Genomic DNA, 12,104 nt, shown 5'->3' with positions numbered 1-12,104 from the left:
CATGTCCAGCTCCCTGCGCGACCCCTCCCTCGCCGGCATCACCGATTTCCACGCGTACCCGGATGCGCAGGGGCGCTTTGGCCGGTACGGCGGCCGCTTCGTGGCCGAGACCCTGATCGGCCCGCTGACCGAACTGGCGGCGGCATACGACCAGGCGCGCCAGGATCCGGCCTTCATCGCCGCCTTCGATCATGACCTGAAGCATTACGTCGGCCGCCCCAGCCCGATCTACGAAGCCACCCGCCTGTCACGCGAAGTCGGCGGCGCGCGCATCCTGCTCAAGCGCGAAGACCTGAACCACACCGGCGCGCACAAGATCAACAACACCATCGGCCAGGCCCTGCTGGCCAGCCGCATGGGCAAGCCGCGGATCATTGCCGAAACCGGCGCCGGCCAGCACGGCGTGGCCAGCGCCACGGTGGCGGCGCGGCTGGGCCTGGAATGCGTGGTGTACATGGGCGCGACCGATATCGAGCGGCAGAAGATCAACGTCTACCGGATGAAGCTGCTCGGCGCCACGGTGGTGCCGGTCACCTCCGGCTCGGCCACGCTCAAGGACGCGCTCAACGAGGCCATGCGCGACTGGGTGACCAACGTGCACGACACCTTCTACATCATCGGCACCGTCGCCGGCCCGGACCCGTATCCGCGCATGGTCCGCGACTTCAACGCCATCGTCGGCCGCGAGGCGAGGGCGCAGATGCTGGAGGACTATGGCCGTCTGCCGGACGTCATCACCGCCTGCGTGGGCGGCGGCAGCAACGCCATCGGCCTGTTCCATGCCTTCCTCAATGACCCGCAGGTACGCATCGTCGGCGCCGAAGCGGCGGGCGACGGCATCGAAACCGGCCACCATGCGGCCTCGATTGCCGCTGGCCGGCCGGGCGTGCTGCACGGCAACCGCACCTATGTGCTGTGCGACGACGACGGCCAGATCATCGAGACCCATTCTGTCTCCGCCGGCCTGGACTACCCGGGCGTGGGGCCTGAACACGCCTTCCTGGCCGACAGTGGCCGCGCCAGCTACGTGGGCGTGACCGACGAGGAAGCCCTAGCCGCTTTCCACCAGTTGGCCCGAACCGAGGGTATCCTTGCCGCGCTCGAGTCCAGCCACGCCGTGGCCCAGGCCATCAAGCTCGCCCGGGACCTGCCGCGCGACGCCCTGGTCCTGTGCAACCTGTCCGGACGAGGCGACAAGGATGTGCATACCATCGCCGCGCGCGAGAACCTCAATTTCTAAGGCAGTGCAATGACCGATCAGAACACCCCGCAGCAACCGGCCCAGGCGTCGAACGAGAACACCCTCGATCCGGCCTTCTTCACCTGCGTCAACGAATACCTGGAACTGACCAACAAGCAGTCCAAGGAACAAGGCCTGAAGCGCATCAGCGTGGCCTCGCTGTATGCCGCCGCCCGCTTCAACTCGCACGTCTACCTGTCGTTCGAAGGCGACGCCGCGGGCTCGCGCAAGGATTTCCTCGACTACATGACCAACATGTACCGCCGCATGCTCAACGAGCACCTGGATGCGCTGGGCGCCGAGCGTGGCGTCAACGTCGGCGAATCCGAACTGGCTGCCGAGTACGAAGCGTTCCGCACCCAGGCGGGCAATGCCGGCGAAGAAGACAAGCCCGCATGAGTCGCTTCGATCAGCGCTTTGCGGCTTTGCGCGCCAGCGGACGCAAGGCGCTGATCCCGTTCATCACCGCGGGCGATCCCTCGTTGGAGGCCACCGTCCCGGTGATGCACGCCCTGGTGGAAGCCGGCGCCGATGTCATTGAACTCGGCGTACCGTTTTCCGATCCCATGGCCGACGGTCCGGCGATCCAGCGCAGCTCCGAGCGCGCGCTGGCCCGCGGTGCTGGCCTGCGTTACGTGCTGCAGGTGGTGGCGGAATTCCGCCAGCGCGATGCGGCCACGCCGGTCGTGCTGATGGGGTATCTCAACCCGGTGGAAATCCATGGCAGCGAGCGCTTTGCCGCCGCCGCCGCGGCCGCGGGCGTGGATGGCGTGCTGCTGGTGGACCTGCCGCCGGAAGAGTCCGCCGAGACGCGCGAAATCTTCAACCGCCATGGACTGGCGCTGATCGCGCTGGCCGCGCCGACCACCTCCAACGAACGCCTGGCCATGCTCTGCGATACGGCCCAGGGCTATCTCTACTACGTGAGCTTCGCCGGCGTGACCGGGGCCTCGGATCGGCTGGACCCGGCGGCGGCAAGCGAACGCCTGCGCGCCATCCGCGCCCAGGCCCAGGCACCGGTGGCGGCAGGCTTCGGCATCAAGGACGCGGCCAGCGCTCGCGCCATGTCGGTGGATGCCGACGGCGTGGTGGTCGGCAGCGCCTTGGTGACCACCCTGGCCGATGCCAGCGTGCCCGCCGACGCCGCCGCACGCGCGTCCGGCTTCCTCGCCCCCTTGCGGCAAGCGCTCGACGCAGCCTGATCGCTCCCGTCCGTGGCCCATACGCAGGCCCACGGGGAGAAGCGGAGTGGCCTGCTAAACTGGTCCATCGGCCACTCCGCGGGGATGGGCCTCTGAATGGGATAGTCGAAAACGCATGAGCTGGCTCAGCAAATTGATGCCGTCGGGCATCCGCACCGAGGGCGGTGGCGCCAAAAGCAAACGCAGCGTGCCCGAAGGCCTGTGGGAAAAATGCGACCGTTGCGGCGCCGTCCTGTACCGGCCGGAGCTGGAAGAAAACCTGGAGGTCTGCCCCAAGTGCAACTTCCACATGCCGATCCGCGCACGCGCGCGCCTGGCCGCCCTGTTCGATCCGGGCAGCACCAGCGAAATCGGCGCCGAGTTGGGCCCGGTGGACGTGCTCAAGTTCAAGGACCAGAAAAAGTACGTGGACCGCATCAAGGCCGCGCAGAAGAGCACCGGTGAGCGCGACGCCTTGGTGACCCTGCAGGGCCAGATGAAGGGGCGCGATCTGGTCGCCAGCGCCTTCGACTTTGCCTACATGGGCGGTTCGATGGGCTCGGTGGTCGGCGAGCGCTTCTCGCTGGGCGCCGAACGCGCGCTGGAAATCGGTTCGCCCTTCATCTGCTTCTCTGCCAGCGGCGGTGCGCGCATGCAGGAGAGCCTGTTCTCGCTGATGCAGATGGCCAAGACCTCGGCCGCCCTCGGCCGCCTGCGCGAAGCGGGCCTGCCGTACGTGTCGATCCTGACCCATCCCACCACCGGTGGCGTGTCGGCATCGTTTGCGATGCTGGGCGACATCAACATCGCCGAGCCCGAGGCCCTGATTGGCTTCGCTGGTCCGCGCGTGATCGAACAGACCGTGCGCGAGACCCTGCCGGAAGGTTTCCAGCGTTCGGAGTTCCTGCTGGAACACGGCGCGATCGATCAGATCTGCGACCGTCGCGAACTGCGTGACCGGCTCTCGGACCTGCTCGCGTTGATGATGGGTCAGTCCAAACCCGTGGACAGCCTGGAAGTCACTTCATGACCCGCAAGTATTTCGGCACCGATGGCATCCGTGGACGGGTCGGGCAGAGCCCGATCTCGGCCGACTTCGTGCTGCGCCTGGGCAATGCCCTGGGCCGCGTGCTGGCGCAGGAAGAAGGTCGCCGCCCGACCGTGGTGATTGGCAAGGACACCCGCATTTCCGGCTACATGTTCGAAGCCGCGCTGGAAGCCGGCCTGGTCGCCGCCGGCGCCGACGTGCAGCTGATGGGCCCGATGCCGACGCCGGCCGTGGCCTTCCTGACCCGCACGCTGGGCGCCGATGCCGGCATCGTCATCAGTGCCTCGCACAATCCGCACTACGACAACGGCATCAAGTTCTTCTCGGCCGAAGGCGAAAAGCTCGACGACGCCACCGAGGCGGCGATTGAAGCCGCGCTCGACGGCGAGTTCGTCACCGTCGATTCCGAGCGCCTGGGCAAGGCCATCCGCAGCCGCGACGTGGTTGGCCGTTACATCGAATTCTGCAAGGCCAGCGTGCCGCGTGGCTTTGATCTGCGTGGCCTGAAGATCGTGCTCGATTGTGCGCATGGCGCCACCTACCACATCGCGCCGTTGCTGTTCCGCGAACTGGGCGCCGAGGTGGTGACCATTGGCGCCGAGCCGAACGGCGTCAACATCAATGCCGGCGTGGGTTCGATGCATATCGACAACCTGGCCAGCAAGGTGCGCGAAATCGGCGCCGATCTCGGCATCGCCTTCGACGGCGACGGTGATCGCGTGCTGATGGCCGACGACCAGGGCAATGCGGTCGATGGTGATGATCTGCTGTACGTGCTGGCCAATGCCTGGCAGGCCTCTGGCCGTTTGAAGGGCGCGGTGATCGGCACGCTGATGACCAACTACGGGCTGGAGCGCGCGCTGGCCCAACTGGAAATTCCGTTCCTGCGGGTCAAGGTCGGCGATCGCTACGTCCACCAGGGCCTGGTGGAAGGCGGCGGCGTGCTCGGCGGCGAAACCTCCGGCCACCTGCTGTGCCTGGATCGCGCCACCACCGGCGACGCCATCGTCAGCGCCCTGCAGGTGCTGGAAGTACTGAAGCAGCAGGGCATCTCGCTGCGCCAGGCGCTGTCGGGCCTGTCCAAGGTGCCGCAGAAGACCGTCAACGTGAAGCTCGCCAACGGCGCGCGTCCGACCGAGGCCGCGAGTGTGCAGGCGGCGTTGGCGCATGCGCAGGCGGCGGTGTCCGGCCGCGGCCGCGCCTTCCTGCGTCCGTCCGGTACCGAGCCGGTGGTGAGGGTGACGGTGGAAGCCGATGACGATGCGCTGATGCAGAGCACCCTCGACGCCCTGGCTGATGCCGTGCGCAGCGCCGCTGCGCACTGACGTCCCTCGATGAAGTCCGGGCGTGGGCCGCTGGCCATGCGGACCCGCGCCCCACCTGTTGGAGCAAGACATGAGTTCCCGTATTCCCACCCTCGACATCACCCGCTTCGACACCGACCGCGAAGCCTTTGTCGGCGAACTCGGCGCGGCGTATCGCGAATGGGGCTTTGCCGGCATCCGCAACCACGGTATCGCCCAGGCCGACATCGACGCCGCCTACGACGCGTTCAAGCGCTTCTTTGCCTTGCCCGACGAAGCCAAGCGCAAATACCACGTGCCGGGCAGTGGTGGTGCGCGCGGCTACACGCCGTTCGGCGTGGAGACCGCCAAGGACTCCAAGCACTTCGACTTGAAGGAGTTCTGGCACATCGGTCGCGAGATTCCGGACGACTCCCCGTATCGTCAGTTCATGCCGCCCAATCTGTGGCCGGCGGAAGTACCGGGTTTCCACGAACACGGCTATGGCCTGTACCAGGCACTCGACCAGCTGGGTGCGCGCGTGCTGGCGGCGCTGGCGCTGCATATCGGCCTGCCGGAAGACTACTTCCGCGACAAGACCCACTTCGGCAATTCGATCCTGCGGCCGATCCACTACCCGCCGATCACCGCCGACGACATCCCCAACGTGCGCGCCGGCGCGCATGAGGACATCAACCTGATCACCTTGCTGGTGGGCGCCAGCGCCGCCGGCCTGGAAGTGCGTTCGCAGCAGGGCGAGTGGGTGCCTTTCACCTCCGACGCCGACACCATCGTGGTCAACATCGGCGACATGCTGCAGCGCCTGACCAATCACGTGTATCCGTCGACCACGCATCGTGTGGTCAACCCGCCGGGCGAGCAGGCGCGCCAGCCGCGCTACTCGGTGCCGTTCTTCCTGCACCCCAATCCGGATTTCCTGATCGACGTGCTGCCCTCGACGATCAGCGCCGAGAACCCTTCACGCTATCCCGAGCCGATCACCGCCCAGGGCTACCTCGAAGAACGCCTGCGCGAGATCAAACTCAAATGATTGTGTGAGACCTCCAAATTGCAGGAGGGGCTTTACCAGACATGCGTCTGTTGAAGGCAGCCCCGACAAAAAGGCCCGCGTTGCGGGCCTTTTTGCTGTCTCCGTCCCCGAGCCATAAATCGACCCAAGCCCATCAAGCGCGCCGAATCTTCGAGGAATTCCTCCGCATCAACCCCAGCCGCGCATGATCCGACAGATGCCGCGCCACCCCATGCAGCAGTTTGTAGCGCCACCCCGGCACCACCACCACGCGATTGCCTTCCACCGCGTCCACGCCCGCGCGCGCGACGTGGTCGGCCTGCAGCCACAGGCTGCGCGGCAGGTGCGACATCATCTCGCGGGTGCCGGTGACGTCGTGGAATTCGGAGTAGGTGAAGCCCGGACAGAGCGCGCAGACCTTGAGCCCGCGATCGGCGTTTTCCTGTGCCAATGATTCGCTGAACTTGATCAGGTAGGCCTTGGCGGCGGCGTACAGCGTCTGCCCGTTGGAGCCGGGCGCCAGGCCGGCAAATGAGGCCACGTTGAGGATGCGTCCGTTCGGAAACGCACGCAGCGACGGCAGCAGACGCCAGGTCAGTTCCGACACGGCGTGGATCATTACCTGCAGGAACGCCGCATGCGCGTCCCACGGCTGGCTGGTGTAGCGGCCAATCACGCCGTAGCCGGCGTTGTTGACCAGGATCCGCACCGCAAGCCCGCGTTCGCTGATCGCGTTGCAAAGTTGCGCCGGCGCGTCCGGCTCGGCCAGATCCGCGCGAATGATCTCCACCGGCACCTGCGCGCGCAGTTCGTCAGCCAGGGCCTGCAAGCGATCCTCACGGCGCGCGGTGAGGATCAAGGGCACGCCACGACGCGCGTACTCGCGGGCGATTTCCGCACCGATGCCGCTGGAGGCGCCGGTGATCAATGCGTAGCCATCAGCAGGCGAGGGCATGCGGTTTCCAGGTGTGTGGGCCCGGCGAGTGTCCGGTCGCAGGCTTGCACGCGCAAGCGCTTGGGCTATCCTTGCCGGCCGAATGGACAGGAATTGGTCTTATGCGTCGCAAGATCGTGGCTGGCAACTGGAAGCTGCATGGTGATCGCAAGTTCGCGTATGCCCTGATGGATGAAATTGCCGCCGGCCTGCCCCTGGGCGATGTGCGCATCCTGATCCTTCCGCCCTTGCCCTATCTGGGCGAGCTCACCGAGGACTACGCGCCGCAGGGCATGCTGCTGGGCGCGCAGGACGTGAGCAGCAATGAAAAGGGCGCGTATACAGGCGAGGTCTCGGCCTCGATGCTGGCCGACGTGGGCGCCACCCATGGCCTGGTCGGCCATTCCGAGCGCCGCCAGTACCACCACGAAAGCAACGAGCTGGTGGCGCGCAAGTTCCTGGCCGCACACAACGCCGGCCTGACCCCGGTGCTGTGCGTCGGCGAAACCCTGGAACAGCGCGAAGCCGGCGAGGGCGAAGCGGTGGTCGGCGCGCAGCTGTCGGCGGTGCTGGAGCTGGTGGGCGTGGCGGCCTTCGCCCGCGCCGTGGTGGCCTATGAGCCGGTCTGGGCCATCGGCACCGGCCGCACGGCCAGTCCGGAGCAGGCCCAGGCGATGCACGCCTTCCTGCGTGGCGTTGTGGCGGGGCACGATGCTAGAATCGCCGATTCGCTGCCCATCCTGTACGGGGGCAGTGTCAAGCCCGACAACGCCACGGAACTGTTTTCGCAGCCCGATGTCGATGGAGGGCTGGTAGGCGGCGCGTCGTTGGTGGCGCGCGATTTCCTCGCCATCGCGCAGGCGGCGGCGACGCGGGGCTGACCCGCGGCCCGGCCGGGCCGGGTCGACAAACTGTTTCGGGACGATTTTTCAGATGATGCTGATCCTCAATGTGGTCTACGTGCTGATCGCCATCGCGATCATCGCGCTGGTGCTGATGCAGCGTGGTTCGGGTGCGCAGGCCGGTTCCGGCTTTGGCGCCGGTGCTTCGGGCACGGTGTTCGGCGCGCGCGGCGCGTCCAACTTCCTTTCCAAGAGCACCAAGTGGCTGGCCATTGCCTTCTTCGGCATCACGCTGTTCATGGCCTGGCATGCCGCGCATCGCGCCACGCCGACCCAGCAGCAGCTGCCCAGCCTGATGACCGACGTGACCACGCCGGGCGCTGCCGCGCCTGCCGCCGGTGAATTGCCGGCCCAGACCTCCACCGTGCCCAGCGTGCCGCTGGCCCAGCCGGCACCTGCTGCCGCTGCACCGGCTGCCCCGGTCGCCGCGCCGACCGCGCAGCCGACTGAACAGGCTCCGGTGCCGCCGGCGGACAATGCCGCCAAGCCTGCGAGCCAGGACGACTGATCTCCGGCTACAATGTCGGCCCGCGGGATGTCGTCCCGCGGCAAGTTTCAAAGCCCAGGTGGCGGAATTGGTAGACGCACTACCTTGAGGTGGTAGCGGCGAAAGCTGTAGGGGTTCGAGTCCCCTCTTGGGCACCATATTGGCTGGCGGACGCAACATCGCGTTGACTGCACGGCATGCAATCCAGAAAAGCCCGCGTCAGCGGGCTTTTCTTTTGCGCTGCAACGGCGCGAACGTGAGTAAATCGTTTACTAGCCCATTCATCGAACGGTACAATCCCGCCGATTCATTTACCGCCCAGGTACGAGTGACGGAAGGGGCGGCACCTCCGCCAACCGCGCGTACCACGCGGCTCCCCCAGCGGCATGCAATTGCCCCGCACCAGAGACACGCCCAGCGTGACGATGGTGCAGGGCAGGTAGGACAAGAAGAGAATCGCGAGTGATCGCCAACTATCTGCCGACCCTGTTGTTCCTCCTCGTCGCCACCGGCATTGGCGTCGCGCTGATCGTGGTGGGACGCCTGATTGGCCCCCGTCGCCCCGACGCGCAGAAGCTCTCGCCTTACGAGTGCGGCTTCGAAGCCTTCGAAGATGCGCGCATGAAGTTCGACGTGCGCTACTACCTGATCGCCATCCAGTTCATCGTCTTTGATCTGGAAATCATCTTTATCGTTCCGTGGACCCTGGTCTTCCAGGAGCTTGGCGCACGCGCACTGGTCACGATGGGCCTGTTCGTCGGCATGCTGTTCCTCGGCTTCATTTACGTTTGGAAGAAGGGAGCGCTCGAATGGGAGTGATCCAGACCCTCGATCGCCTGATGACCAACCCGATCCCGGAAGGGCGGGTGGACGACATCCTGCGGCCGGAAGGCGACAACCCGCTGCTCGAAAAGGGCTACGTCACCACCAGCGTCGACGCGCTGATGAACTGGGCCCGCACCGGCTCGATGTGGCCGATGACCTTTGGCCTGGCCTGCTGCGCGGTGGAAATGATGCACGCCGGCGCCTCGCGCCTGGACCTGGATCGCTACGGCGTGGTGTTCCGCCCGTCGCCGCGCCAGTCCGACGTGATGATCGTGGCCGGCACGCTGGTCAACAAGATGGCCCCGGCGCTGCGCAAGGTCTACGACCAGATGCCCGAGCCGAAGTGGGTGATCTCGATGGGTAGCTGCGCCAATGGCGGCGGCTACTACCACTACTCCTATTCGGTGGTGCGCGGCTGTGATCGCATCGTGCCCGTCGACGTCTACGTGCCGGGCTGCCCGCCCACGGCCGAGGCGCTGGTCTACGGCATCCTGCAGTTGCAGAAGAAGATCTGGCGCACGCAGACCATCGCGCGCTGATCCGCAAGCCCGCAGCGCGGCCACATCGCGTTGCGGGAACCCGCTCCAACCGTCCCTACTTTCGAGAGCACGCTACGCCCCATGGCCGAGCAAGCTGCAAACTTCACTGACCAACTGCGCGCGCGTTTCGCTGACGGCGTGGTCACCGTGGCCGAGCCACGCGGCGAAGTGACCCTGGAGGTGCCGTCGGCCTCCTGGCACGACGCCTGCCGCGCACTGCGCGACGAGTTCGGTTTTGAACAGGCCGTGGACGTCTGCGGCGTGGACTACCTGGGCTACGGCAGCGTCGAGTGGGACACCTCCGACGTGTCCTCCGAAGGCTTCAGCCGCGGCGTGGAAGGCTTCGGCCCGGGTCGCTTCAACTGGGAACAGCGCCCGCGCGGCGCCGGCCCGGAACATCGCTTCGCGGTGGTGGTGCACCTGCTGTCGTACCAGCACAACCGTCGCCTGCGCGTGCGCTGCTACGCGCCGAATGACGAACTGCCGGTGGTGCGCTCGCTGACCGATCTGTGGATCGGCGTGAACTGGTTCGAGCGCGAGGCGTTTGATCTGTACGGCATCGTCTTCGAAGGTCATCCGGACCTGCGCCGCATCCTGACTGACTACGGTTTTGTCGGCCATCCGTTCCGCAAGGACTTCCCGCTGATCGGCAATGTCGAAGTCCGCTACGACGAAGAAAAGAAGCGCGTGATCTACGAACCGGTCACCTCGGTGGAGCCACGCGTGGGCGTGCCGCGGGTGATCCGCGACGACGCGCGTTACCAGACCGCCGCCGGCGAGCAGGCCGCGCGCGAGGGCAACAAATGAGCACCGTCCAGCAATCGCACCAGGCGTTCGCGAGCAATCCTGCCGAAGCCAGGCAGGAAATCCGCAACTACACCCTCAACTTCGGTCCCCAGCATCCGGCCGCGCACGGCGTGCTGCGCCTGATCCTGGAGATGGACGGCGAGACCGTGATGCGCGCCGACCCGCATGTGGGCCTGCTGCACCGTGGCACCGAGAAGCTGGCCGAGTCCAAGCCGTTCAACCAGTCGATCGGCTACATGGATCGCCTCGACTACGTGTCGATGATGTGCAACGAGCACGCCTACGTGCGCGGCATCGAGAACCTGATGGGGATCGAGGCGCCGGAACGCGCGCAGTACATCCGCACCATGTTCGACGAGATCACCCGCATCCTGAATCACCTGATGTGGATCGGTTCCAACGCACTCGACCTGGGCGCGATGGCGGTGATGCTGTATGCCTTCCGCGAACGCGAAGAGCTGATGGACTGCTACGAAGCGGTCAGCGGCGCGCGCATGCACGCCACGTACTACCGCCCGGGCGGCGTCTATCGCGATCTGCCGGATCGCATGCCCAAGTACAAGGAATCGCCTTGGCGCAAGGGCGCCGCGCTCAAGCGCATCAATGGTGCGCGCGAAGGTTCGCTGCTCGACTTCCTGGAAGATTTCACCCGCGAATTCCCCAAGCGTGTCGATGAGTACGAAACCCTGCTTACCGACAACCGCATCTGGAAGCAGCGCACCGTCGGCATCGGCGTGGTCTCGCCGGACGACGCGCGCGCCTGGGGCATGACCGGCGCCATGCTGCGCGGCTCGGGCATCGCCTGGGACCTGCGCAAGAAGCAGCCGTACGCCAAGTATGCCGAGATGGATTTCGACATCCCGGTCGGCGTCAACGGCGACTGCTATGACCGCTACCTGGTGCGCGTGGAAGAAATGCGCCAGTCCAACCGCATCATCGCCCAGTGCGTGAAGTGGTTGAAGGCCAACCCGGGCCACGTGATGGTGCAGAACTTCAAGGTCGCCCCGCCCAGCCGCGAGGAAATGAAGGACGACATGGAAGCGCTGATCCATCACTTCAAACTTTTCAGCGAAGGCTATTGCGTGCCCGCCGGTGAAACCTACTCGGCGGTCGAAGCGCCCAAGGGCGAATTCGGCGTCTACCTGATCTCCGACGGCGCCAACAAGCCGTTCCGGGTCAAGCTGCGCGCACCGGGCTTCGCCCATCTTTCGTCGATGGACGCGATCGTCCGTGGACACATGCTGCCGGACGTCGTGGCGATGATTGGTACTTACGATTTGGTATTTGGCGAGGTGGACCGATGAGGGCCACGGGTAATTTCGTAGCGGCGCAGAACGTCGATCCGCTGGTGGCGTTGAGCGACAAGACGCGCGCGCACATCGATCATTGGCTGACCAAGTTCCCGCCGGACCGCAAGCGTTCGGCGGTGCTGCAGGGTCTGCACGCGGCGCAGGAACAGAACGACGGATGGCTCAGCGACGAGCTGATCTCGGCCGTGGCCAAGTACCTGGACCTGCCGCCAGTGTGGGCCTACGAGGTCGCCAGCTTCTATTCGATGTTCGAGACGGAAAAGGTCGGCCGCAACAACGTCGCCTTCTGCACCAACATCAGCTGCTGGCTCAATGGCGCCGAAGACCTGGTCAAGCATGCCGAGAAGAAGCTCGGCTGCAAGCTCGGTGAATCCACCGCCGACGGCCGCGTCTACTTGAAGCGCGAAGAAGAGTGCGTGGCCGCCTGTTGCGGCGCGCCGGTCGTGGTCATCAATGGCCACTACCACGAGAAGCTGACCCCGACGCAGGTCGACGAACTGCTGGACGGGCTGGAGTAA

Annotated in this window: 14 protein-coding genes and 1 tRNA gene; 14 read left to right on the top strand and 1 reads right to left on the bottom strand. The window is 65.9% G+C overall.

The window, feature by feature from the left end; all coding sequences use genetic code 11:
* Position 1: 1 nt before the first annotated feature.
* From trpB to B5X78_RS01845, 6 genes are all read left to right on the top strand, one after another.
* Entirely contained in the window at positions 2-1,240 is a 1,239-nt protein-coding gene (gene trpB, locus B5X78_RS01870) for a tryptophan synthase subunit beta (RefSeq protein WP_079722786.1), read from the top strand.
* 9 nt (positions 1,241-1,249) lie between these two features.
* Positions 1,250-1,639, top strand: a complete 390-nt coding sequence (locus tag B5X78_RS01865; RefSeq protein ID WP_079722785.1) for a DUF3144 domain-containing protein — start codon at positions 1,250-1,252, stop codon at positions 1,637-1,639.
* A complete protein-coding gene (trpA, locus tag B5X78_RS01860; RefSeq protein ID WP_079722784.1) occupies positions 1,636-2,442 on the top strand; it encodes a tryptophan synthase subunit alpha in 807 nt (268 codons plus the stop codon). Before B5X78_RS01865 ends, trpA begins: the two co-directional genes overlap by 4 nt.
* A gap of 115 nt (positions 2,443-2,557) precedes the next feature.
* Entirely contained in the window at positions 2,558-3,451 is an 894-nt protein-coding gene (gene accD / locus B5X78_RS01855) for an acetyl-CoA carboxylase, carboxyltransferase subunit beta (protein ID WP_079722783.1), read from the top strand.
* Positions 3,448-4,794 (top strand): phosphoglucosamine mutase, encoded by a 1,347-nt coding sequence (gene glmM / locus B5X78_RS01850; RefSeq protein ID WP_079722782.1) that lies wholly within the window; start codon positions 3,448-3,450, stop codon positions 4,792-4,794. The genes accD and glmM overlap by 4 nt, the downstream gene beginning before the upstream one ends.
* 70 nt (positions 4,795-4,864) lie before the next feature.
* The gene (locus tag B5X78_RS01845; RefSeq protein ID WP_079722781.1) at positions 4,865-5,803 is read left to right on the top strand and encodes an isopenicillin N synthase family dioxygenase; all 939 of its coding nucleotides are present in this window, start codon (positions 4,865-4,867) and stop codon (positions 5,801-5,803) included.
* Between the two features lie 133 nt (positions 5,804-5,936).
* Here B5X78_RS01845 and B5X78_RS01840 read toward each other — a convergent pair whose 3' ends face one another.
* Complete coding sequence (locus B5X78_RS01840) at positions 5,937-6,737, bottom strand: SDR family NAD(P)-dependent oxidoreductase (protein ID WP_079722780.1); 801 nt, start codon at positions 6,735-6,737, stop codon at positions 5,937-5,939.
* Between the two features lie 101 nt (positions 6,738-6,838).
* Between B5X78_RS01840 and tpiA the strand changes: the two genes are divergently transcribed.
* From tpiA to nuoE, 8 genes are all read left to right on the top strand, one after another.
* Positions 6,839-7,597, top strand: a complete 759-nt coding sequence (gene tpiA, locus B5X78_RS01835; RefSeq protein ID WP_079722779.1) for a triose-phosphate isomerase — start codon at positions 6,839-6,841, stop codon at positions 7,595-7,597.
* Positions 7,598-7,649: 52 nt separating this feature from the next.
* The gene (secG, locus tag B5X78_RS01830) at positions 7,650-8,126 is read left to right on the top strand and encodes a preprotein translocase subunit SecG (protein WP_079722778.1); all 477 of its coding nucleotides are present in this window, start codon (positions 7,650-7,652) and stop codon (positions 8,124-8,126) included.
* A gap of 52 nt (positions 8,127-8,178) precedes the next feature.
* A tRNA-Leu gene (locus B5X78_RS01825) sits at positions 8,179-8,263 on the top strand.
* A 304-nt stretch (positions 8,264-8,567) separates the two neighbouring features.
* A complete protein-coding gene (locus B5X78_RS01820; protein WP_079722777.1) occupies positions 8,568-8,924 on the top strand; it encodes an NADH-quinone oxidoreductase subunit A in 357 nt (118 codons plus the stop codon).
* Positions 8,915-9,469 (top strand): NuoB/complex I 20 kDa subunit family protein, encoded by a 555-nt coding sequence (locus tag B5X78_RS01815; RefSeq protein ID WP_079722776.1) that lies wholly within the window; start codon positions 8,915-8,917, stop codon positions 9,467-9,469. Before B5X78_RS01820 ends, B5X78_RS01815 begins: the two co-directional genes overlap by 10 nt.
* 81 nt (positions 9,470-9,550) lie before the next feature.
* Complete coding sequence (locus tag B5X78_RS01810; RefSeq protein ID WP_079722775.1) at positions 9,551-10,276, top strand: NADH-quinone oxidoreductase subunit C; 726 nt, start codon at positions 9,551-9,553, stop codon at positions 10,274-10,276.
* Entirely contained in the window at positions 10,273-11,580 is a 1,308-nt protein-coding gene (locus B5X78_RS01805) for an NADH-quinone oxidoreductase subunit D (protein WP_079722774.1), read from the top strand. Before B5X78_RS01810 ends, B5X78_RS01805 begins: the two co-directional genes overlap by 4 nt.
* Positions 11,577-12,104, top strand: a complete 528-nt coding sequence (gene nuoE, locus B5X78_RS01800) for an NADH-quinone oxidoreductase subunit NuoE (protein ID WP_079722773.1) — start codon at positions 11,577-11,579, stop codon at positions 12,102-12,104. Before B5X78_RS01805 ends, nuoE begins: the two co-directional genes overlap by 4 nt.

It is taken from the genome of Pseudoxanthomonas indica, from assembly GCF_900167565.1.
In the GTDB taxonomy this organism is placed as follows: domain Bacteria; phylum Pseudomonadota; class Gammaproteobacteria; order Xanthomonadales; family Xanthomonadaceae; genus Pseudoxanthomonas_A; species Pseudoxanthomonas_A indica.
The sequence above is the reverse complement of the archived record's forward strand: the minus strand, read 5'-3'. Positions and strand labels throughout refer to the sequence as shown.